This is a genomic window from Castellaniella sp. MT123, assembly GCF_039614765.1.
In the GTDB taxonomy this organism is placed as follows: Bacteria; Pseudomonadota; Gammaproteobacteria; order Burkholderiales; family Burkholderiaceae_B; genus Castellaniella.
The window spans coordinates 2,599,275-2,621,966 of sequence record NZ_CP154879.1 but is presented as its reverse complement, the minus strand read 5'-3'; the positions used below and the strand labels follow the sequence as shown (position 1 = coordinate 2,621,966).

Below are 22,692 nucleotides of genomic sequence, written 5' to 3'. Positions count from 1 at the left end.
CATGGCCACACGCAAAAAGAAATCCTCCGGCGGCACCTGGTTCGGCCTGACGCTGGGCATGGTGCTGGGGGTGGCGGCCGCCGTCGCCGTCGCGCTGTTCGTCACCAAGGCCCCCATGCCCTTCAAGGACAAGGCCAGCCGCGACGCCCCGACCACCCTGCTGCCGGACGTGAAAAACGCCCCCGATCCGAACATTGCCCTATATGGCAAGGACGGTCCGGCGGGCACGCGCGCGCCGGACCAGGGCGGCAGTTCCACCAACCCGCCGGCACCGGCCCCCGAACCCGGCCAACCGGAAAACCCCCTGTCCGACGCCATCGGCCAGCTGATCGCCGGTCTGGACAAGCCGGGGACACCCGCGCCGGCGACCAAGGCGCAGCCGCCCGCCCCCCAGGCGCCGTCGCATCCGGCCCCGGCGCCGGCCGCATCCGCCGCCAAATCGACCTCGTCCAGCCTGCCGTTCCCACCGCCGCCTCCCCCCGCCAAATCGGCTGCGACGACACAAACGACCTATTTCCTGCAGACGGGCGCGTTCCGCTCGAAGTCCGAGGCGCAGACCATGCTGGCCCGCGTCGTGCTGCTGGGCCTGCCGGTGCGCATCGAGACCGGCGAGTCCAACGGCAGCCCGATCAACCGGGTACGGGTCGGTCCCTTCAAGGGCATCGACGACATGAACCGGGCACGCACTAAACTGGGCGACGAGAAGATCGAATCCTCGGTCGTTCGCCCTTAGTGTGCCATTTGGCTGATTGCACAATGCGCCAGCGTCCTCTTCTCATCCGGTCGACTTGTTCGTCGGCTCGATGGGGAACGTGTGCCTTGCCACGAGAGTCATAGACTCTCAGATCAACTTCGGAGTCTCATCATGAGCACCTTGATTTACCGTATCGCTTCAAGCCTGCTTCTGGGTCTGGCCGCGCTGGTCGTGGCACCCACGCAGGCCGCGCCGCTGTTCACCACGCTGGATCCCGCCCAGCCGTCGGACATCCCAGGCAAGATCGAAGTCCTGGAATTCTTTGCCTACACCTGCCCGCATTGCGCAAAAATAGAGCCTCTGGTGGTCAACTGGCGCAAAACCCTGCCCGATACCGTGGTGTTCAAGGGCGTGCCGGTCGCCTTCAACGCCAGCATGCGCGATCTGCAGAAGTTGTACTACGCACTGGATGCCGTGGGCCGGCTGGATCTGAACGATGCCGTATTCAAGGCGATCCACGAGGAAAACAAGCGGCTCTTCAAGGCTGACGACATCATCAACTGGGTCGCCGCCCAGGGCGTGGATCGCAAGTCCTTCACCGACGCCTTCAATTCGTTCGGCGTCCAGACGAAGATCACGCGGGCCGACGAACTGGCCAAGGCTTACCATATCGACGGCACGCCGTCCTTTGCGATTGGTGGGCGTTTCGTGACTTCACCGGCGCAGACTGGCAGCTATCAGGGCGCGATCGACGAATCCGACAAGCTGGTCAAGCGGCTGCTGACGCAAGGGAAGTAATCCCGTACCGCCGGCGCTCTCCGGCAGGCCTCGGGTGCGGCGGCACCCGTCAATGACCGCACGGTGTCACCGGCAGGTGACACCTGGATCACACCGCCGCGAAGGCCTGGGCCAGGTCGGCGATCAGGTCGGCCGGGTCTTCCAGCCCGATGTGCAGGCGCAGCACCGTCCCCGCACGCATCCGTTCGCTGGCAACCTGCGCCCAATGGCCGTTGGACGCCAGCGCGGAAGGTTCCACCTGCGTCACCAGGCTTTCGTAGCCGCCCCAGGAATAGCCGATCCCGAACAGGCGCAGCCCGTCGATCACCCGGCGTACCTGGTGCTCGTTGAAATCCACGGCCACGGCCATCAGACCGTTCGATCCCGTGGCATCACGCTGCCACAGCGCGTGGCCGGCGTCCTGCGGCCAGGCCGGGAAGAATAGGTGCGATACCTGGGGCTGTTCGGCCAGCCACTGACAGACCATCATGGCGTGTTCGGCGCAGGTACGCATGCGCAGGCCCAGGGTGCGCGCCCCGCGCAAGGCCAGCCAGGCATCGTCCGCGCTGACCGTACTGCCCAGGGCATAATGCGTTTCGTGCAGTTTGTGGATCAGGTCCGGATCCCGGGCCACCGCCGCCCCCAGCATCAGGTCGGAATGGCCGCCAATGTATTTCGTGGCCGCAATCACCGAGATATCGGCGCCCAGCGCCAATGGCCGATAAATATAGCCCGAGCCCCAGGTGTTGTCCGCCACCACGGTCAGGCCATGGGCGTGCGCCCAGCGCGACAGCGCCGGCAGATCGAGCGTTTCCATCAGCAGCGACCCAGGCGATTCCAGGTACAGCACGCGGGTTTCAGGGCGCAGCGCGGCCTGCAGGCTGTCCAGGTCGGGGCGCACGAAATCCATGGCGATGCCCATGCGCGACAGGATCGTTTTGTGCAGGTAGCGCACCGGCCCGTAGACACAATCGACGACCAGGGCATGATCACCCTGGCTGAGGCAGGCCATGAGCGTCATGCTGATCGCCGCCATGCCCGAAGGCGCCAGAAAGGCGCGCTGGCCGCCTTCCAGGCGGCACAGCAGGGTTTCCAGCGCCTCGTGCGTCTGCAGGCCGACCCGCCCGTAGGTGGGCACCCGTTCGCCGCGCTGTTTGGCTGCCTGGGCGCGATCCAGCACGTCCATGGAAGCGAAACGCACCGTGCTGGTACGCATCGACGGCATGGCCACCGGCCCCGTTCCGGTCACGGGATCCAGCGGCGCCTGGCCGATATGCTGCAGCAGCGTGTCGATACGGTCGTTCGGAAAGCCTGCGGCATCTGTCGTCATGATCATCGTCCTGTCTGGTGACTGCGCACCCCGGCTTCCTGAGCGGTCTGGTTCAGGATTGCCGGAAGCGGTAGACCCCGTCGTCATCCAGCGTGCGCGTCAGGGCCCCCTGGAAGTATAGGGCGTGCAGGTGGGCGATGGATTCGCCCATGGCGAAGCCCAACTGATGCAAGTCGAGCTTGCGGCGGAACAGCACCGGCAGCAGATCATGGGCACTCTGTGGCCGGACGCACGCGGCCAGGACATCGTCCAGGCGCGCGGCGTGATGCGCCTGCTGCTGGGCGATGCGCCGATGCAGGCCCCGGAACGGCCTGCCGTGCGACGGCAGTACCAGGGCATCCGCCGACAGATCGTCGTAGGCCTTGAGCGAATCCAGATACAGGGGCAACGGGTTGGCCTCCGGTTCTATATCGAAGACGCTGATATTGGTGGAGATGCGCGGCAGCACCATGTCTCCGGAGATCAACACCCCCAGGGTCGGACACCAGAGCGAGGCATGTTCGGGGGCATGTCCGTAGCCCACGATGACCCGCCAGGACCGCCCGCCGATCTGCACGTCCTGGCCGTCCATCAGGCGATGGAAGCGCGCCGGCATGGCAGGCACGAGGCCTGCGTAATAGTCGTGCCGCTTGCGGATCAGGGCCTGGGCTTCCTGATCGACCAGGCCATGGCGGGCAAAATGCCGGGCCGCCGCCCCGCCGGCCGGACCACTGCCCTCCACCGCCGTGTCGGTCACCGAGGCTCCGGCCCATAGCCGCGCCATCGCATAGTCCGTCATCGTCATCCACAAGGGCGCCTGCCAGCGGTCGCACAGCCAGTGCGCCAGCCCCACATGGTCGGGATGCATGTGGGTCACCATCACGCGCAGCACGGGCAGGCCTTCCAGCGCCTGGGTGAAGACGGCTTCCCAGCATTCACGGACCTCGCCACGGTCGATGCCGCAGTCCACCACGGTCCAGCCCTCGCGGCCATCGACGCGGTCACGCAGCAGCCACAGATTGATGTGGTCCAGGGCAAAGGGCAGCGGCATGCGGATCCAGCGCACGCCATCGGCCACGGTCAGCGCATGGCCGGACTCGGGCAGGGTCTCGCCCCAGGGATATTCCAGTTCCTGTTCCTGCGGATTCATGCAGGGTCTCCTTGAATGTGTTTCCCATCATTATGTCAGAGTCTCATCTTTACGTTAACGTAAACTGCATGCATAATGAAATCCCTCTCGAAGACTCCTTCCGCGGATCTCATGCGCCAAACAACCTGGACCATCTCCGAGCTTGCCCGGGAATTTGACGTCACCCCGCGCACGATCCGCTTCTACGAGGATCAAGGCATCGTCAGCCCGGCGCGCGACGGGCGCAACCGCGTTTACACGACGCGTGACCGCACCCGGCTGAAACTGGCCCTGCGCGGGCGCCGCCTGGGACTGCAGCTGTCGGAAATCGTCGCCCTCATCAATCTGTACGACCGCAGCAACGCCAGCACCACGGCGCAGCTGCGGCACTACGCCGACACCCTGGACGCGCACCGCCGCAAACTCGAACAGCAGCGCCGCGACCTCGACGAAACCCTCAAAGAAATCCGCCGCCAGCAGGCCGATTGCGAAGCCCTGCTGCGCGCGCGGCTGGATTCCGCCGTTCATGCAGGGGCGCCGTCATCGTCACCCACAGCGGTCGCCGGGGTCGCCCCCGACCCCCATCTCATTGCAAAATAGGGCGTGCGCCCTCAGGAGACATCCCCATGGATTTACCCGGCCTGAATTTCGAACTTGGATCCGACCTGGACATGCTGCGCGACGCGGTGCGGGATTTCGCCCAGTCGGAAATCGCCCCGCGCGCCGCCGCCGCCGACCGCGACGACCAGTTTCCCATGGACCTCTGGCGCAAATTCGGCGACCTGGGGTTGCTGGGGGTCACCGTGTCCGACACCTATGGCGGGTCCAAACTGGGTTACCTGGCGCACATGATCGCCATGGAGGAGATCTCACGGGCTAGCGCCTCGATCGCGCTGTCCTACGGGGCGCATTCGAACCTGTGCGTCAACCAGATCCACCGCAACGGCACCGAGGCCCAGAAACGCAAATACCTGCCGGGGCTCATTTCGGGCGAACAGATCGGCGCGCTGGCCATGAGCGAACCCGGGGCGGGGTCCGACGTGGTCAGCATGCGCCTGCGCGCGGAAAAACACGGCGACCGCTACGTCCTGAACGGCACCAAGATGTGGATCACCAACGGGCCCGACGCCGACACGCTGGTCGTCTACGCCAAGACCGATCCCCAGGCCAAGCAACGCGGCATCACCGCCTTCATCGTCGAAAAGAGCTTCCCGGGCTTTTCCGTCGCCCAGAAACTGGACAAGCTGGGCATGCGCGGTTCCCACACCGGTGAACTCGTCTTCCAGGACTGCGAGGTCCCGGCGGAAAACATCCTGGGCGAGGTCAACGGCGGCGTCCGGGTGCTCATGAGCGGCCTGGATTACGAACGCGCCGTGCTGGCGGGCGGCCCGTTGGGCATCATGCAGGCCGTCATGGATGTGGTCGTACCCTACGTGCACGAGCGTCAGCAGTTCGGTCAGCCCATTGGCGAATTCCAGCTGATTCAGGGCAAACTCGCCGATCTGTACACGACCCTGCAGGCCTGCCGTGCCTTCTGCTACACCGTGGGCAAGAACCTCGACCGCCTGGGCGTGCAGCATGCGCGCCAGGTGCGCAAAGACTGTGCCGGCGTCATCCTGTACTGTGCCGAAAAGGCCACCTGGATGGCCGGCGAAGGCATCCAGATCCTGGGCGGCAATGGCTACATCAACGACAATCCCACCGGCCGCCTGTGGCGCGACGCGAAACTGTACGAAATCGGCGCCGGCACCAGCGAGATCCGCCGTATGCTGATCGGCCGCGAACTGTTCAACGAAACGGCCTAGGGCCTGTTTACACTCATCCCATGCGCGACGACGGCGACCACCGACGCATCGAGCCCGTCACCCCCCGGGGCCAGTCCCCCGAGGCGGTGGCACGCATGATCCTGGCGGGGTTCGACCGCCACTATTCGCTATTTCGCTACAGCGCGCAGCGCGCCAAGGCGCTATTCGAATCCGGCGACTGGCACGGCATCCAGCAGCTATCGCGCGAGCGCATCGAATACTACGACACGCGGGTGCGCGAATGCGCCACCGCGCTGGGCCAGGCGCTGCGCGGCACGACGCCCGCCCAGACCGCCCCGGACACGGCGCTGACCCCCGAACAACTGGAATTCTGGCAGGCGGCCAAGACCTCCTACATCGGACTGCTGGCCAGCCACCTGCAGCCGGAATGCGCGGAAACGTTCTTCAATTCGGTGTCCTGCCGCATCCTGCACCGCAATTATTTCAACAACGATTTCCTGTTCGTGCGCCCCGCCGTGGCCACCGAATACATCGACGGCGCACTCTCCACGTTCCGGTCCTATTACCCGCTGACGGAAGGATTATTGCCCTGCCTGGTCCGCCTGGTGGCGGACTTCGGCCTGGCCGCCCCCTACCAGGATCTGCCGGCCGATACCCGCCGGCTGGCCCGCCTGGGACTGCGCCATCTGCGCCATACCCTGCCGCGCGGACTGGGCAAGCGCCTGGCGCCGGACTGCCAGCTCCAGGTGCTGAACACCCTGTTCTTTCGCAACAAGGGTGCCTACATCGTCGGGCGCCTGATCAACCAGACAGCCATCCACCCCTTTGCCATCGCGCTGCTGCACACGCCGTCAGGCCATATACAGCTGGATGCGCTGCTGCACACCAGCGACGATCTCAGCACCCTGTTCAGCTTTACCCGGGCCTATTTCCTGGTCGACATGGAAGCGCCCGCGGCCTACGTGGATTTCCTGTCGTCGCTGTTTCCGCGCAAGCCCAAAGCCGAGATCTACACCACCATCGGCCTGCAGAAGCAGGGCAAGACCCTGTTCTACCGCGACTTCCTGCACCATCTGGCCCATTCGCGCGACAGTTTCGATTACGCCCCCGGTATCCAGGGCATGGTGATGACCGTCTTCACACTGCCGTCCTACCCCTATGTGTTCAAGCTGATCCGCGACCACATCGCGAAGGACGGCATGGACGAGGCCACCGTACGGCGTAAATACCAGATGGTGAAAAAGCACGACCGGGTCGGGCGCATGGCCGACACCTGGGAATATTCCTTGGTGGCACTGCCGCGCAGCCGGTTTTCCCCACGGCTGCTGGCCGGCCTGCGCGCCGAAGTCCCCAGCCTGCTCGAGGAAACCGACGATCTGGTGGTGCTCAAGCACGTCTACATCGAACGACGCATGACGCCGCTTAACATCTTCCTGGCCAGCGCCTCGGACACAGCGCTGGAAGCGGCCGTGCGCCAGTACGGGCAAGCGATCCGCGAACTGGCCGCCGCCAATATCTTTCCCGGCGACATGCTGTACAAAAATTTCGGTGTCACCCGGCTGGGCCGCGTGGTCTTCTACGACTACGACGAAATCCAGCGCATGACCGAAATGCAGTTCCGCCGCATTCCGCCCGCCCCCAACGAGGAAGCCGAACTGTCCGGCGAACCCTGGTATCCGGTCGGCGCCAACGACGTCTTTCCCGAGGAATTCAGACACTTCCTGTTGGGGGATGACCGGGTCCGCGCCGCCTTCCTGAAACACCATGCCGCGCTGCTGGATGCACAATGGTGGCAGGACTGCCGCACTCGCGCATCCCAGGGCCGGATCGAAGACATCTTTCCCTACGACCAGGCACGACGCCTGCACTTTCCCGAACCGGCGGCATCCACACCGAATGCCGCCTTACCCACCCTTTGAAGGAGCTCATCATGTCCGATCCCATCGTCATTGTCTCCGCCGCCCGCACCCCCATGGGGGGCATGATGGGCAGCATCTCGGGTCTGTCGGCCCACGAACTGGGCGCCATCGTGATCCGCGCCGCGGTCGAACGCGCCGGCATCGCGGGTGACGCCGTCCAGGAAGTCATCATGGGCAACGTGCTGCAGGCTGGCCAGGGCCAGGCGCCGGCCCGCCAGGCGGCCATCGGCGCCGGCCTGCCCAAGAGCGTGCCCGCCAGCACGCTGCACAAGGTCTGCGGCTCGGGCCTGAAGGCCGTGATGCTGGCGCACGACATCATCAAGGCCGAATCGGTCGAGGTCGTGGTCGCCGGCGGCCAGGAAAGCATGAGCAACGCCCCCTATCTGCTGCTGCGCGGGCGCCAGGGCTACCGCTTCGGGCATTCGACGGTCTATGACCACATGGCCCTGGACGGTCTGGAAGACGCCTATCAACGCGGCACGGCCATGGGCGTGTTCGCCGAGGACTGCGCCTCGAAATACCACTTCACCCGCGAAGAGCAGGACGCTTTCTCGCTGGAATCCCTGAAGCGCGCCCGCCAGGCATCCGAAGACGGCAGCTTCAAATGGGAAATCGCCCCGGTCACGATCCAGGGCCGCAAGGGCGACACCGTGATCGACACCGACGAGGCCCCCTTCAAGGCCATGCCGGAAAAGATCCCCACCCTGAAGCCCGCCTTCAAGAAAGACGGCACGATCACGGCAGCCAATTCCTCGTCCATCTCCGACGGGGCCGCAGCGCTGGTGGTGATGAGCGCCTCGAAGGCCAAGGCGCTCGGCGCCAAGCCGCTGGCACGCATCGTGGCTCACACCCAGCACGCCCAGGAACCGGAATGGTTCACCACCGCGCCGGTGGGGGCCATCCAGAAGCTCTTCGACAAGACCGGCTGGAAGGCGCAGGACGTCGATCTGTACGAAATCAACGAGGCCTTCGCCGTGGTCACCATGGCCGCCATGAAGGAACTGAACCTGCCGCACGGCCGCGTCAACATCCACGGTGGCGCGACGGCCCTGGGCCACCCGATCGGCGCATCGGGCGCACGCCTGCTGACCACGCTGATCGGCGCACTGCGCAAGACAGGCGGCAAGCGCGGGATCGCTTCCCTGTGCATCGGCGGCGGCGAAGCGGTCGCCGTGGCGATCGAAATGCTCTGATCGCTACGGCGGGCCGGCTGCCACGAGCGGCCGGCCACGCCACCCCCGCGGCCACCATCCCACCCGGGCGCCCGCGGTCCGATTCATCTTTCCAGGATACGTCATGGCGGTCATCGAATCCCGCATCAATCCACGGTCACAAGAGTTTCAGGATAATGCGCGCGCCATGCGCGCGCAGATCGATGACCTGCGCGCGCACCTCGCGCACACAGCCCAGGGCGGCGGCGAGTCGGCGCGCGCCCGGCATCTGGCGCGCGGCAAGCTGCTGCCGCGCGAGCGGGTGGAACGGCTGCTGGATCCGGGCACGCCGTTTCTGGAACTATCTCCTCTGGCGGCGCAGGACGTCTACGACAACGCCTCGCCGGGCGCGGGGCTGATCACCGGCATCGGACGCATCAGCGGCACCGAATGCGTCATCGTCTGCAACGACGCCACCGTCAAGGGTGGCACCTACTATCCGCTGACCGTCAAGAAACACCTGCGCGCCCAGGAAATCGCCCAGCAGAACCACCTGCCCTGCGTGTACCTGGTGGATTCGGGCGGTGCCAACCTGCCCAATCAGGACGAGGTCTTTCCCGATCGCGATCACTTCGGGCGAATTTTCTACAACCAGGCGGTGATGTCGTCGATGGGCATCGCCCAGCTGGCGGTCGTGATGGGGTCGTGCACGGCCGGCGGCGCCTACGTGCCGGCCATGAGCGACGAATCCATCATCGTGCGCAACCAGGGCACGATCTTCCTGGGCGGGCCGCCTCTGGTGAAGGCCGCCACCGGCGAGGAAGTCTCCGCCGAGGACCTGGGCGGCGGCGACGTCCACACCCGGCTCTCGGGGGTGGCCGATCATCTTGCGGAAAACGATACCCACGCCCTGCGCCTGGCGCGCGACGCGGTCGCGCGCCTGAACCTCCCGGCCCCGCCGGAACCCGGAGCCTGGGCCGAGCCCTTGCACGACCCGGCGGAACTCGACGGCATCATCCCGCAGGACACCCGCAAACCCTACGATGTGCGCGAGGTGATCGCGCGGATCGTGGACGGATCCGACTTCGAGGAATTCAAGACGCGCTACGGTACGACCCTGGTCACCGGCTTCGCGAAAATCTACGGCATGCCGGTGGGCATCATCGCCAACAACGGCATCCTGTTTTCCGAAGCGGCGCAAAAAGGCACGCACTTCATCGAACTCTGCTGCCAGCGCAACATTCCGCTGGTCTTCCTGCAGAATATCAGCGGCTTCATGGTGGGCCGCAAATACGAGAACGAGGGCATCGCCCGTCACGGCGCCAAGATGGTCACGGCCGTGTCCACCGCCGCCGTGCCCAAATTCACGGTGCTGATCGGCGGCTCGTTCGGGGCGGGCAACTACGGCATGTGCGGACGCGCCTTTGGTCCCCGGCTGCTGTTCCTGTGGCCCAACGCGCGCATTTCCGTCATGGGCGGCGAACAGGCCGCCAGCGTGCTGGCCACGGTGCGCCGCGACAACATCGAACGCAAAGGCGGCCACTGGTCGCCCGGCGAGGAAGAATCCTTCAAGGCGCCGATCCGCGCGCAATACGAACACGAGGGCCATCCCTACTATTCCACGGCACGGCTGTGGGACGACGGCATCATCGCGCCGTCCGATACCCGTCGGGTATTGGGCCTGGGCCTGGCCGCCGCCCGCCATGCGCCGGTCGAAGCTACACGCTTTGGCGTGTTCCGGATGTAAGGATAAGGAAACCAGCATGTTCGACACGATTCTGATCGCCAACCGAGGCGAAATCGCCTGCCGCATCGCCGCCACCGCCCGCCGCCTGGGCATCCGCACCGTTGCCGTCTATTCCGAGGCCGACGCCCAGGCCCGCCACGTACAGGCCTGCGACCTGGCCGTGCCCATCGGCGGCGCGGAACCGAAATCCAGCTACCTGCGCGCCGACGCCATCCTGGACGCGGCCCGCCGCACCGGGGCGCAGGCCATCCATCCGGGCTACGGCTTCCTGTCGGAAAACGCGGACTTCGCCCAGGCTTGCGAAGACGCGGGCCTGGTTTTCATCGGCCCGCCCGCCCGCGCCATCGCCGCCATGGGCAGCAAATCAGCCGCCAAGACCTTGATGGCGGGCGCCGACGTGCCGCTGGTCCCCGGCTACTACGGCGATCGCCAGGAGCCCGATTTCCTGCAGGACCAGGCGCGCACCATCGGCTACCCCGTGCTCATCAAGGCCAGCGCGGGCGGCGGCGGCAAGGGCATGCGCATCGTCGAGTCCGACGAAGAATTTCCGTCCGCCCTGGCATCCTGCCAGCGCGAGGCGGCCAGCAGCTTCGGCAATCCTCAGGTGCTGGTCGAACGCTATCTGCTGAAACCCCGCCACATCGAAATCCAGGTCTTCGCCGATACCCAGGGGCAGTGCGTGCACCTGTTCGAGCGCGACTGCTCGGTGCAACGGCGATTCCAGAAGGTCATCGAGGAAGCGCCCGCGCCCGGCATGACGCTGGAACGCCGTCAGGCCATGGGCCAGGCGGCCGTCGCGGCTGCCCAGGCCGTGGGATACGTGGGCGCGGGCACCGTGGAATTCATCGCCGAGCCGGACGGACGTTTCTACTTCATGGAAATGAACACCCGCCTGCAGGTCGAGCACCCGGTTACCGAAGCCATCACCGGCCAGGACCTGGTGGAATGGCAGCTGCGCGTGGCCGCCGGCGAACCGCTGCCGCTGCGCCAGGATCAGCTGCGCATCCAGGGCCACGCCATCGAGGCCCGCGTCTATGCGGAAAATCCGGACAAGGATTTCCTGCCCAGCATCGGCCACCTGGACATTCTGCAATGGCCGCCTCATGTCGCCTTCCAGGCCGGCGCCGTGCGCGTGGACGGCGGCGTGCGCGAAGGCGACATGATCACACCCTATTACGACCCCATGATCGCCAAGCTGATCGTCCATGGGGCGGATCGCGAGCAGGCGCGCCGTCGCATGCTGCACGCCCTGGGGGCCGTACGGGCGACCGGCCTGCACACCAACATCGCCTTTCTCGCCCGGTTGATGGACGACCCGGCCTTCACGACGGCCGATCTGGATACGGGGCTGATCCCACGGGAACACGAGCGACTGTTTCCACCCGCGCAGGCCGCCGCGGACGCCGTGCTGGCGCTGGCGGCCGTCGCGGTGCTGCGCCACAGCGGCCTGGATGGCTCAGGCGACTGTAGCCATGCGGTCTCCGGCAGTGGCGCCGCGCGGCCAGAAACCGCTGCCCGGCATCCAGCAAGCCCTTGGCGGCAGGTGGATGGTTGGCGTATCGGCGGCGTCTATGAGCGCATCCTGCCCCTGCAGGACGCACAAGGCGAACGGCACATCCGCCTGCGCCGCGACGGAGCAGCCTGGTCTCTAGCCGTCGACCAGGGGGATTTTCAGCCCCTGAGCTGGCAGGCGGATGCACAGCACCCCCGGCACCTGCGCATACAGCTAGCGGATCGCGAGATCCGGGGCGAGGTCTACCTGCAGGGCCTGCGTCTGGACATCTTCACCGACGGCCGGCGCAGCACATTGGAATGGCGCGACCCGATCGCGCTGGCCCGCGCCGACGCCGACGATGCCGGCGGCGGCCTGACCGCCCCCATGCCCGGCAAGATCCTGTCCGTGGCGGTCGCCACGGGGGACGTGGTCAAGCAGGGCCAGGCCCTGGTCGTCATGGAAGCCATGAAAATGGAACACACCATCGAGGCGCCGCACGACGGCGTCGTGCAAGAGGTGTTCTATGCGGTAGGTGACCAGGTCACCGAAGGCGTGACGCTGATCGCGCTGGAGGCGGCGAAGTGATGAATGAGCTTGGGGATTACTACAGGGCCCAGTCAACCTTCAAGAAACAGAACAATCCGATCTAGCCACTTGCCCTGCTTAACTTGGCACTCCCAAACCGTCGCAACGCTCCATCCTGCGGCACGTAGCTTGCGCGCGTTGCGACGGTCGCGACGACGGTTAGCATCCATCTTCTTGTGCCAAAATTCGACATTGCTTTTCGATTGAGCCTTGCCGTACTTGCATGTGTGCCCGTGCCAGTAGCACCCATGAACAAAAAGAACCTTCCTTCGTGCCGGAAATACCAGATCAGGAGTACCGGGAAGTCCACGCTTGTGGAGCACGTACCGATACCCCATTCTGTGCAAGGTTGATCGCACCTCGACTTCAGGCTTCGTATCCTTGCTGCGTATGCGGGACATCAGACGACTTCGGCGATCCGGAGTAAGCCTGTCCATTTTGTTGCCTCTCTTGGCCGATTTATAAGGCCTCTCAGTCGATCTGAGTAAAAAGGTGAAAATCTCCGATCGACTATTTCTCTTCAGCACGCTAAAATCCGATCACTTATAGAACGTAGCATAGACGATGCCAAGAAAGTCGGTCCCCAGCGTAATTGATGTCTTTGCCGGTGTCGGCGGACTCAGCCTTGGTGCGGCGCGTACCGGCTTTAACGTGGCTGCGGCCGTAGAAATCGACAAGCACGCGATTGCCGCACACCACTTGAACTTCCCCAAGACCAAAGCGATCAACAAAGACATCACGCAAGTACCCGGCGTGGACTTGTTGAAGGAAGCCGGCTTGAAGATGGGGGGACTCACGGGTCTCATTGGGGGGCCGCCCTGCCAGGGTTTTAGCTCCATCGGGAAACGTGCGGCAGGCGATCCGCGCAACTCGTTGTTTAGCACATTCTTCGAGTTGGTGAGAGACATGCGACCCGCCTTCTTCTTAGCCGAAAACGTTCCGGGCATCCTCCACGAACGAAACGATGAGGTGCGCAATAGCGCTCTTGCGTTGGTACCCGACAACTACGTGCTGCTCGATCCCATCAAAGTTAAGGCCAACGAGTACGGCGCGCCCACTACCCGTACCCGCATGTTCTTCATCGGCTACGATCCCGAGCGCGTGCGCCCTCTGTCGAAGGACGATTTCGCAGCGGATCAAGACACCGAGGACGTTCGCGTGTCGCACGCCCTGTTGGGAATACCCAACCTTGGAGCCACGTGGGATAGCGGCGACGGACGAAGGGAGGTGCGCGCATCAAGTTCGACCCATTTCGGGACGAGACTTCACGACTGCATTCCGACAGGGGTGGGACACGAAGAGTCGATCAAATTGCTCCAAAGCAAACGCATCGTATCCGGTTTCCTGTCGACGATTCACACACCTCAAACGGTGAAGCGCTTCAACAAGCTCGCGGTCGGCATGCAGGACGATGTCTCAAAGAGCGTGCGATTGAACCCCGACGGCTATTGCCCGACGCTGCGCGCCGGCACGGGACCGGAACGCGGAAGCTATCAGGCGGTTCGTCCAATTCACCCGAGCGACCCGCGGGTGATCTGCCCGCGCGAAGCTGCCCGCCTGCAAGGATTTCCGGACTGGTTTCAATTCGATGCGACGAAGTGGCACGCTTTCCGCCAAATCGGCAACAGCGTGAGTCCGATCATAGCGGAAGCGATCTTGTCCAAGCTTTATGCAGCACTCCGCTAGCAGTGCTGCACCCAATCACAAGCCGCATCGGAGCCAAGGGGCGCCAACAATCGACTTGTCAGCCAGCAAAACTAGCCAACAGAAACTCGAGAAGCGGCATGGCGTCGTCTCGGGCCGAGCGCAATTTATCGCTGTTGGTTAGATCCCCGTCGTGCACAATGCCATTCAATTCCTTGAGGTTGGTGGCGAATTTCTTGCGTGAGAACACGCAGTCCCTGCGCACCTCCTCCGGGAAGTAGATTTCATTGTTTGCTAGCCAGCGCAACATCTCATTGAGCGTCAATCGATCCATCGAAGTGGCCGCTGTCTCGGATTTCTCCGTCGAATCATTCGCCTTCTTCCGCACCTCCTCGATAACTTGGCCAAGCTTGCGCCGAGAACGCAAGTGTGCCAACAAAGCCATCTCCATGAGAGTACGCAAGAGCATCGAGCCCGCATAGCAGTGCGTTAGGCTTAGTTGCTCGGCTTCAAAGACCAAGGCTGCAAGCTTCCGATTCTTGACTTCGAATCCTAGCGGCGGTAGTAGCGTTTTCCAATTCTCGTTGTGAGAGTGGGGGGGCAATGGCTTCGGGGTAGACTTGACGGGTTTATCGGTCGCCCCCCTAACAGGCCTATCGTTCGGCTCATTGGAGGGAGGCGAATTCCTGTCACCCCCGGACGGCGAGATGCGCTCTTTCTTATTCTGCTTCTTGTAGTGCTCCGCGAAGGATTGCAATCGTTCGCTTATCGCCATAAAGACTGTGGAATACGGATCAATCCGTGATTTTTTCGTATCCCAGGGCAGGTTCTGCGGATTCCTCGCAACGAATCTCACCCACCCGACGAAACCGTAGTATTCCTGATGCCAACGAGCAGTCCACCCAAGACTATTCTCTCGGGTTGCGACTTCAACAATACGATCATTGCAAACAAAATACCAACCGAACTGATCCGTTAAAGACGCATTGGCTTTCGTTCTATGGTCAGCCTCGGACGTTAGTCGATAGTCCTCATGCATGCCGGAGTCGATATATACATCCACGCCATCGACCAAGCGAACGTCGCTTGACTTCCGCTTTACCCCTGCGATATCGCGCAGCCCGGGGCCAAATCGCGAAATCGAATTACCATTGACTCTAATTTGGAAACCCTTGTCAATAAGCAGGCCATAGCGCCTGGAAAGTTGCTTGGAAATCGAACCATCCCAACCAGCCTGTTTGATCTCGCTCTTTACACGTTCATGTAGCTGTGTAACATGAATGAACATGCGCGACTTACCGTTGCTTGGGCGACGCGTTGCTATAAGCGGCGCCTTAAAATCGCGCATCTCAGAGATGTCGAGATCCAATCGCGCGGAGAATCTGCCGGTATCACTCTCGACGATATACCTTGTGCCGAGACCAAAGAGAGCACGCTTCAAACCGATACCGAATCGACCGATACCGAACGAATGGGATGACATTGCTCCAACAACGAACACACTATTTCGCAAGGTACTTTCCGGGATGCCGGTACAATCGTCCGTGAACTTGATACTACCGTCCTCAAAGTCCACGTTAATTGTATAGCCGCTATAGTCAGCGGGTAGACCGTAGCGGTCCAGTTTTACAGATTTCCGCCGGAGTATCTTGTCACGGGCAGCGTCGACCGCATTGTCGACGAGCTCGAGAATACATTCGAGTGTCGTTACATCCTTGGTAAGAATATTGGAAAAATACTCCGGATCAATACCCTGCCTTACTTCGATTTTTTGGACGGAGGTTTTGCTCATATTCGACGAAAGAGGGAACTGTACACGTGATGGCGTTAAATCGGTGTTTCGAAAAACACAGGAAAGTGGTGATAGTGCTGCCAGTACTTGACCAGGTCGGCATCATCGATGCAAATTCCGTGGGCCTTCGCGCGTTCGACGAAGTTGCCCGTTTCCGCAGCCGGCAGGCACGAATCAAGGACGAGCTTCTCCTTCAACGTCAGAGGCACAAGGTCCAAGCGGAGGTGGCGAGGCAATGCAGTGACTGAATCCACGAGAACGTCAGCGGCAACGCCTTCTAACCAAACCGACGATCCCAAAGGAATGAGAGCTCCACCGACCGTAACCATGTCGGCGTTGTCCTTGTGGCAAAAGTTGAATAGCGGCAGAAATACGACCGGCACAGCGTCCCTACTCTTGTCCACTGTAGTATGACCGGCATTTCCAGCCACATGCATCATGAACGCGAGAATGGCCTCCGCAAGAAACTCGGGGAATTCCGCCTCGCGAACATCACCATGCGAAGCGCCGCCCTCGGGCGGTTCGAAGCGCTGCGACACGACACCTTGCATTAGTATGGCTTCGATCTGCCCGAGCGCCGTATCGCTTCTCTTGCGCTGTGCCGGTCCCTGGCGCGGACGATACGTTCCGCGAGCTGCATTTACGGTAACGATCAGAATCGAGTCGACCGGCGACTTTTCCAGAACTTTGCGGATATCGGAGGACATACTTGGCGTGAGCGCGCCATCATAGTCCAGCCACGAGATCGTCGGCGTGGTCCAGTCGAGCTCATCGAGAGTTGTAGAACTATCTCCGCCTTTCACGTCGATGGAGTGATATGGCGAATTGAACCTAGCTCTGTCGGCATATGGTTCATGTTCCATCGACACCATGTTGTGCATTCCAAGCATCCGATGGGCGAGACGGAAATCCGCAAACCAAATCGATCCCAGACCAAGGTATCGATGATTCACTAGCCCAACGTGCTGATGCGCACGCAACAGCAGATCGAAGATCATCTTGCGTTCAATGTGCTTGTTGTAGCGAAGCTGATAGTCGATGCGCTCGAAGGAAGGGCTCGATGTCATTTTCCGAGTTCCACTTCCATGTAGTAGTCGAAGGTCGCGATCCCAACATCCCTATAGGACATCGCAAGATTGCTGAGGTGCCGTCGAATATCATCCACCTCACTAAGCTTTCTTTTGAATGTGATGTTGACTAATGGATCGGCCGGCTTCGCTGTAGCGACACCGGGTAGACGCAGCGGCTTTACATCGCGAGCGGCATAGACATCGACTTGCAGTCGCGGGCGTTCGGCCTCCTTCGCAGCTGCAAGGTCTTCCTTCCGCCGATTCGTGTAAGCCGTAAAATCCTCCGTAATTTCCCTTAACTTGACTAGTGTTCTCCGATACAGCTGGTGCGAGCTATCCACCTCGCGCTTTGTTGTGGTCCACGGCAACAGCCGCTGATCTTCGGCTTCGAAAAACACGAACCCTGCAAAGCCGTTGTATTGCGGGTGCCACATCTTGAATTCGTCGCGTCCCCAGATCGTCCTCTCGGTCTTATCGCCCGCAAGAACGACCCGGTCATTGCAGATAACCGTCCAACCGAAACGGTCCACATCCTTCTGTGCCAGCTCAGCGGGAATATCGTCGGGAAGGTCGTCGATCAACCCTGCTACGATTCGCACGTGAACACCTTCGTCCATATAGGCAGCGGTGACCGGCTGAAGATTCTCGTTCTCACGAAGGTTATAGCTATACAAAGGGACCGGCTGGTCGCCGATCTTGATCTCGAAACCTTTGGAGAGGAAAAATGCGTAGTCTCGAGCGATGCGGGTAATGAGTCGGTTGCGCCATACGGGATCCTCGAAAGCGGCCGCAACGCCCGGATTCAAGGATGTAATCGAAATCGATGTCCCATTGACGCCAGTCCGTGTAGCATCCTCGTACTCGAAATCCCAGCTAGTGCTGGCCTCCCAAGTGGGAACGTCGATGGTCACACGAAAGCACGCGTCCTCAGCTTCGCTCAGAACAGCTGCCTTGTTGCCCATTTTGAAGATAGCTCGCTTCATGCCGATGCCGTAAAGGCCGATCCCTCCTGATACATCGGTAGGACTGCCGGCACGGCGGCCGAAGTGAAACGCGTAGCTGATCGCGTCGCTAAGCCTAATGCCGCCACAATTATCCGTAATCAGAAAACCGTCGCGGTCTAAGGTGATATGAGCAAATTTCCCTGCTAGGGGTCTCTGCGCAGAGCTATCAACAGCCCTCCTGGCCCCGTCGATGGAGTTATCGAGGAGATCGAACAGGCAATCGCGCAACTCGATATCTCTCGTGATCATCTTTACAAAGAAGTCCTTGGTTGGATCGGCATGAATTACCTTGGACTGCTGCGAGCCAGCATCTGTCGCCATCTTTCTCCTCCGAGGATGCGCCATCTTGTTTTTTCAACCGCATACTTGCGCCAGATGCCGTATTGTAGATCACCTAAACACCATCCATTGAGATCGGGCGAGCATCAAACAAGCAGAACAGCGTGATGGATTACTTAGTTGGCATCAACGTTCCGGTTCGGGCACTCATTGTCTCGACCAACCAGGCTGGAGCGAGCTGGTCGATATCGCGGTTCCAGACGCGCCTATCGTTGCCGACGCAAGCCTACAGGACGTCTGCACCTTCAGTCCGTTGGTGTGGGCCACGCGCACAAACCAGGACGACAACAGTTTGCCGGGGTACGGTTGTGGATGGGCAGGCCTCAACCGCTCGCTGTCCATATCAGATCGCCCGATCGATCTGGCGCTTGCGATCAGATGGCGAGACCCAGTTAATTTGGTCGAGGACTTTGCCGTTCACTCGCTCAATGCCTGATCCGACTGCATGCGCAGCAGCTTTGGCGAGCACCCGAAACAGTTCGCCGATATAACCCTCGCTCATCGAAAAACGCCGGCCCTCTGCGAACTAAAACGAAAAATACAACATTACCCGGCATATGCCTTGTACAATGCGGTAAACACCGGGCCTATTCGGGAGCGCCGACATGTACGCTGAAATCCTGCGCGAAACCGGCTACGCCGCCTACCGTGGCCGACTGAAAGCCTTGCTGGGCATCCCCGAAGATGCCAGCGAGATCCAGATCCACGACTGCATCGTGGACGGCTTTCCCGCCAGCCGGCTGATCGAACTTTGCGAAAGGGGCGACATGACGCCGGTGGAGCGCGACCAGATCATCCCGCTGCGCACCCTCAAGCATCGCCTGGCCAAGGACCAGCCCCTGACCGTGACCGAAAGCGACCGGCTCTTCCGTGCTGCGCACATCACGGCCATGGCTGAAACCATCTTTGGCGGCCGCGACAAGGCCAAGCGCTGGCTGGACAAGCCCAAGGAACGGTTCGAAGGGCACAGCCCCATGACGATGCTGTCCAGCCTGCAAGGCACGCGCCAGGTCGAGGAAATGCTGATCCAGCTGGCTGAAGGGTATTCGTTTTGATCCTGTGGCGCATCAGTGCGTTTCCCGACCTGACGGGGCGCGGCGGCCTGTTCGCCTCCGGCCGGTGGCACCACGCGGGGAATCCGGTCGTCTATCTGTCCGAAAGCCCAGCCAGCGCCATGCTGGAAATCCTGGTCCACCTGGAGGTGGATCCGGAAGACCTGCCGGAACAGCTGCGTCTGATGCGCGTCGATATTCCGGATGCCGTCGCTGCCAGCGTCCAAAGCCCAGACCTGCCCGCCAGTTGGTTCGAGGATGACGCGCTGACCCGACACATCGGCGACACATGGCTGCACGATCAAGGCACCGCGCTCCTGCGGGTGCCCAGCGCTATCATGCCGCATACGCACAACTGGCTGCTTAATCCCTTGCACCCGCTGGCGCAACAGATCACGCTCAGCATCGAGACCCTGCGTCTGGACGGACGTCTGTTCCGGGACCGGCGGGCAATAGGCGCAATACGGGGAATCGGCGGAAATGCTCGATGACCCACCGAGTTACCGTACACTTCTGAGCACGCCAGCCACCTTGAAGCTCGAACCCCGATGAACCGCAATCTTCTGCTGCTGGCCATCTGCCAGGGACTGTTCCTGGTCAACAACGTGACCTTCATCGCCATCAATGGCCTGGTCGGGCTCGAACTGGCGCCCTATCCCTGGATGGCCACGCTGCCGATCATGGGTTACGTAGTGGGCGGCGCGCTGGCCGCCCCACTGGTGTCACAGACACAGACACGATATGGCCGACGCAATTCCTTCCAGATCGGCCTGATCGTGGCGCTGGGTTCGGCGCTGCTGGCCGCGCTGGCCGCGCAGTACCGGCTTTTCGGGCTACTGATGCTGGCTACCGTCGTGGCCGGATACTACAACGCCAACGGCCAGCTCTACCGCTTTGCCGCGACCGAGCTGGCCCGCCCCGACTGGCATGAAAAGGCCGTGTCCCTGGTGCTGGCCGGCGGGCTGCTGGGCGGCGTGGTCGGGCCCAACCTCGCCAGCTGGACCCGCCTGGTGCTTCCCGTCCCCTTCGTCGGCGCCTATCTGGCCCTCGCCGTGGTGGCGCTGCTGGCCATGGGCCTGATGGCTCTGATCGATTTCCCGCACGAGCCGCATCGGCAGCGCCACACATCCACAGGGCGCCCCATGCGCCAGATCCTGCGCCAGCCTGTGTTCTTCATCGCGACGCTGGGCGCAGCGATCGGGTACGGCGTCATGAACCTGCTCATGGCCGCCACGCCGCTGGTCATGGGGCTGGGGGTACTGCTGATGGCGCTGTGCGTGGCCATCGCGCTCTCGGGCTCCGAGATGGGGCATTTCATGGCGGCCCTGGCCCTGCTGGGGGTCGGCTGGAACTTCCTGTTCACCGGCAGCACGACACTGGCACTGGGCGCCTACCGCCCGGAAGAAAAGGACCGCGCCCAGGCAGCCATCAATTTCTGGGTCTTCATCACCATGGCACTGACTTCGTTCACATCAGGCGCCGTCGCCACCACCGGCGGCTGGGCCTGGCTCAATATCGGGGCGCTGCCCGCGTTGGCGCTGGTCGCCATGGCCCTGCTGTGGCTGTGGCGGCGGGATCAGCTGTATCGGGACACGGTGGCCGACTGATCGCACGAATCCGGACGAACCGGGCAGGACGTACGATCCAGCCGGGGGAACCCAAGTACACTATCGGAGAACCCTGCCTCACCACCCACCATGTACGATATTCTGGTCTACCTGTTTGAAAACTACTACACGCCCCAGGCCTGCCCGCGCGCAGAGATCCTGGCCAGCAAGCTGGCGGCCGCCGGGTTCGAACACGAGGACATCGACGATGCCCTGAACTGGCTACGGGGCCTGGCCAGCACAACCGAACGCTGCCTTGCCCTGGGCACCGTCCAGGAAACCGCCGGCCAGGCGTCCCGCATCTACACTGACAATGAATACCAAGCACTTGGCAGCGAGGCCATCGGCTTCATCGTATTCCTGGAAAATTCCGGCAGCCTGCCCACAGCCTTGCGCGAAATCCTGATCGAAACGGCCCAGGTGGCCGACCATTCACCGCTGTCGCTGTCCGAGATCAAAGTATTGGCGCTGATGGTGCTCTGGAGCCAGGAGGCCGAAGTCGACCATCTGGTCTTCGAGGAACTGCTGGCCGACGAAACTCAGCGGCCCAGCCACTGACGAAACGCCCGGGCCCGGTTCCCGACCGCCCCCGGATCCGCATGCCAATCCTGCCTGATCCCGAACCCTACGTCGGCCGCTTCGCCCCCAGCCCCAGCGGTCCGCTGCACGCCGGGTCCCTGGTGGCGGCGCTGGCCAGCTTTCTGGACGCCCGGGTCCACCAGGGCCGCTGGCTGCTGCGCATCGAGGACATCGACGAACCCCGCACCGTCCCGGGCGCGGACCGGACGATCCTGCACCAGTTGCGGACCCTGGGCCTGCATTGGGACGAGGAGCCGGTCTGGCAGACGCGGCGGCATGCGCTCTATGAACAAGCCTTCGCCCGGCTGCAAGCAGCGGGCCGCGTCTATGGCTGCACCTGCACCCGGCGCGAACTGCCGCCCGGGCCGTATCCGGGCACGTGTCGTCCCCGGCCCAATCCCCAAGCGCCCCAGACCCCACCGCACGATCACATCGGATTCCCACTAGCTCGGTCGATCGCACCAGACTTCGCACATGACGAGACGTTGGCCCCCCCGGACGCAACGGCATCACAGCGGCAACCCGCTGCCCGTCCGTCGTCCTGGCGCTTTCTGGTCGAGCCGGGCATCGAAACCTTCCAGGACCGCTGGTTGGGCGAGCAATCCCAGGACGTGGCCGGCGAAGTGGGCGATTTCATCATCCGCCGGGCCGACGGCCTGTGGGCCTACCAACTCGTCGTGGTGGTGGACGATGGTCTGCAGGGCATCACCGACATCGTGCGTGGGGCCGATCTGCTGGACTCGACGGCCCGTCAGCGCCAGCTGGCCCGGGCCCTGGGCCTGCCCTGCCCGCGCGTGCTGCACACCCCGCTGATCCGCGACCGCGACGGGCGCAAACTGTCCAAGCAGAATCACGCCCCCGCCCTGAACCTGGGACAGCCGCTGGAGTGCCTGCAACAGGCCTGGGCGGCCCTGGGATTCGATCGCCTGCCAGCCACCGCACTGGCGGCGTTCTGGCCGCAGGCCATGGCGCAATGGAGGCAGCGGTTCGGCCGGAATTAACCGCACGTCACGCTCGCACCAAAGCGGCTGCC

The 22,692-nt window shown here is 62.7% G+C and carries 21 protein-coding genes; 14 read left to right on the top strand and 7 right to left on the bottom strand.

The features are described 5' to 3' along the window. Nucleotide 1: 1 nt before the first annotated feature. Nucleotides 2-733 carry an SPOR domain-containing protein gene (locus tag ABCV34_RS12395; RefSeq protein ID WP_345796515.1) on the top strand — a complete coding sequence of 244 codons (732 nt, stop codon included), beginning with the start codon at nucleotides 2-4 and terminating at the stop codon, nucleotides 731-733. 132 nt (nucleotides 734-865) lie between these two features. Further along, entirely contained in the window at nucleotides 866-1,492 is a 627-nt protein-coding gene (locus ABCV34_RS12390; RefSeq protein WP_345796514.1) for a thiol:disulfide interchange protein DsbA/DsbL, read from the top strand. A gap of 88 nt (nucleotides 1,493-1,580) precedes the next feature. Here ABCV34_RS12390 and ABCV34_RS12385 read toward each other — a convergent pair whose 3' ends face one another. Beyond that, on the bottom strand, nucleotides 1,581-2,801 hold the full coding sequence (locus tag ABCV34_RS12385; RefSeq protein ID WP_345796513.1) for a PLP-dependent aspartate aminotransferase family protein: 1,221 nt from the start codon (nucleotides 2,799-2,801) through the stop codon (nucleotides 1,581-1,583). Between the two features lie 52 nt (nucleotides 2,802-2,853). Then, nucleotides 2,854-3,930, bottom strand: coding sequence for an MBL fold metallo-hydrolase (locus ABCV34_RS12380; RefSeq protein WP_345796512.1), 1,077 nt, complete (start codon nucleotides 3,928-3,930; stop codon nucleotides 2,854-2,856). Nucleotides 3,931-4,041: 111 nt separating this feature from the next. Here ABCV34_RS12380 and ABCV34_RS12375 point away from each other — a divergent pair, with 111 nt between their 5' ends. From ABCV34_RS12375 to ABCV34_RS12350, 6 genes are all read left to right on the top strand, one after another. Continuing rightward, a complete protein-coding gene (locus tag ABCV34_RS12375; RefSeq protein ID WP_345796511.1) occupies nucleotides 4,042-4,509 on the top strand; it encodes a MerR family DNA-binding transcriptional regulator in 468 nt (155 codons plus the stop codon). A 26-nt stretch (nucleotides 4,510-4,535) separates the two neighbouring features. Beyond that, the gene (locus ABCV34_RS12370) at nucleotides 4,536-5,714 is read left to right on the top strand and encodes an isovaleryl-CoA dehydrogenase (RefSeq protein ID WP_345796510.1); all 1,179 of its coding nucleotides are present in this window, start codon (nucleotides 4,536-4,538) and stop codon (nucleotides 5,712-5,714) included. Between the two features lie 20 nt (nucleotides 5,715-5,734). Next, nucleotides 5,735-7,594: a bifunctional isocitrate dehydrogenase kinase/phosphatase gene (aceK, locus tag ABCV34_RS12365; RefSeq protein ID WP_345796509.1), complete on the top strand. Its 1,860-nt coding sequence runs from the start codon at nucleotides 5,735-5,737 to the stop codon at nucleotides 7,592-7,594. Between the two features lie 11 nt (nucleotides 7,595-7,605). Further along, the gene (locus ABCV34_RS12360; RefSeq protein ID WP_345796508.1) at nucleotides 7,606-8,787 is read left to right on the top strand and encodes an acetyl-CoA C-acyltransferase; all 1,182 of its coding nucleotides are present in this window, start codon (nucleotides 7,606-7,608) and stop codon (nucleotides 8,785-8,787) included. Between the two features lie 103 nt (nucleotides 8,788-8,890). Next, entirely contained in the window at nucleotides 8,891-10,492 is a 1,602-nt protein-coding gene (locus ABCV34_RS12355; protein WP_345796507.1) for a carboxyl transferase domain-containing protein, read from the top strand. Nucleotides 10,493-10,508: 16 nt separating this feature from the next. Further along, nucleotides 10,509-12,572, top strand: coding sequence for an acetyl/propionyl/methylcrotonyl-CoA carboxylase subunit alpha (locus ABCV34_RS12350; protein WP_345796506.1), 2,064 nt, complete (start codon nucleotides 10,509-10,511; stop codon nucleotides 12,570-12,572). Between the two features lie 32 nt (nucleotides 12,573-12,604). On the opposite strand, the gene ABCV34_RS12345 is transcribed toward ABCV34_RS12350, so the two are convergent. Further along, a complete protein-coding gene (locus ABCV34_RS12345) occupies nucleotides 12,605-12,973 on the bottom strand; it encodes a very short patch repair endonuclease (RefSeq protein ID WP_345796505.1) in 369 nt (122 codons plus the stop codon). A 163-nt stretch (nucleotides 12,974-13,136) separates the two neighbouring features. On the opposite strand from ABCV34_RS12345, the gene ABCV34_RS12340 reads away from it, so the two are divergent. Then, on the top strand, nucleotides 13,137-14,258 hold the full coding sequence (locus ABCV34_RS12340; protein ID WP_345796504.1) for a DNA cytosine methyltransferase: 1,122 nt from the start codon (nucleotides 13,137-13,139) through the stop codon (nucleotides 14,256-14,258). Between the two features lie 58 nt (nucleotides 14,259-14,316). Here the strand turns inward: ABCV34_RS12340 and ABCV34_RS12335 are convergent, their stop codons facing one another. The 4 genes from ABCV34_RS12335 to ABCV34_RS12320 all read right to left on the bottom strand — a co-directional run bounded on the left by ABCV34_RS12335 (nucleotide 14,317) and on the right by ABCV34_RS12320 (nucleotide 18,923). Then, on the bottom strand, nucleotides 14,317-16,008 hold the full coding sequence (locus tag ABCV34_RS12335; RefSeq protein WP_345796503.1) for an ATP-binding protein: 1,692 nt from the start codon (nucleotides 16,006-16,008) through the stop codon (nucleotides 14,317-14,319). 35 nt (nucleotides 16,009-16,043) lie between these two features. Further along, entirely contained in the window at nucleotides 16,044-17,075 is a 1,032-nt protein-coding gene (locus ABCV34_RS12330; RefSeq protein ID WP_345796502.1) for an O-methyltransferase, read from the bottom strand. Next, entirely contained in the window at nucleotides 17,072-18,403 is a 1,332-nt protein-coding gene (locus ABCV34_RS12325; RefSeq protein WP_345796501.1) for an ATP-binding protein, read from the bottom strand. Before ABCV34_RS12325 ends, ABCV34_RS12330 begins: the two co-directional genes overlap by 4 nt. 361 nt (nucleotides 18,404-18,764) lie before the next feature. Beyond that, the gene (locus tag ABCV34_RS12320; RefSeq protein ID WP_345796500.1) at nucleotides 18,765-18,923 is read right to left on the bottom strand and encodes a hypothetical protein; all 159 of its coding nucleotides are present in this window, start codon (nucleotides 18,921-18,923) and stop codon (nucleotides 18,765-18,767) included. Nucleotides 18,924-19,026: 103 nt separating this feature from the next. Between ABCV34_RS12320 and ABCV34_RS12315 the strand changes: the two genes are divergently transcribed. The 5 genes from ABCV34_RS12315 (at nucleotide 19,027) to ABCV34_RS12295 (ending at nucleotide 22,660) form a co-directional block, all read left to right on the top strand. Continuing rightward, nucleotides 19,027-19,476 (top strand): antitoxin Xre/MbcA/ParS toxin-binding domain-containing protein, encoded by a 450-nt coding sequence (locus ABCV34_RS12315; RefSeq protein ID WP_345796499.1) that lies wholly within the window; start codon nucleotides 19,027-19,029, stop codon nucleotides 19,474-19,476. Beyond that, a complete protein-coding gene (locus tag ABCV34_RS12310; protein WP_345796498.1) occupies nucleotides 19,473-19,964 on the top strand; it encodes an RES family NAD+ phosphorylase in 492 nt (163 codons plus the stop codon). Before ABCV34_RS12315 ends, ABCV34_RS12310 begins: the two co-directional genes overlap by 4 nt. Nucleotides 19,965-20,021: 57 nt before the next feature. Then, nucleotides 20,022-21,080 (top strand): MFS transporter, encoded by a 1,059-nt coding sequence (locus tag ABCV34_RS12305; RefSeq protein WP_345796497.1) that lies wholly within the window; start codon nucleotides 20,022-20,024, stop codon nucleotides 21,078-21,080. Between the two features lie 90 nt (nucleotides 21,081-21,170). Continuing rightward, the gene (locus ABCV34_RS12300; RefSeq protein WP_345796496.1) at nucleotides 21,171-21,638 is read left to right on the top strand and encodes a DUF494 domain-containing protein; all 468 of its coding nucleotides are present in this window, start codon (nucleotides 21,171-21,173) and stop codon (nucleotides 21,636-21,638) included. Nucleotides 21,639-21,679: 41 nt separating this feature from the next. Then, nucleotides 21,680-22,660 (top strand): glutamyl-Q tRNA(Asp) synthetase, encoded by a 981-nt coding sequence (locus ABCV34_RS12295; protein ID WP_345796495.1) that lies wholly within the window; start codon nucleotides 21,680-21,682, stop codon nucleotides 22,658-22,660. Nucleotides 22,661-22,692 lie beyond the last annotated feature (32 nt).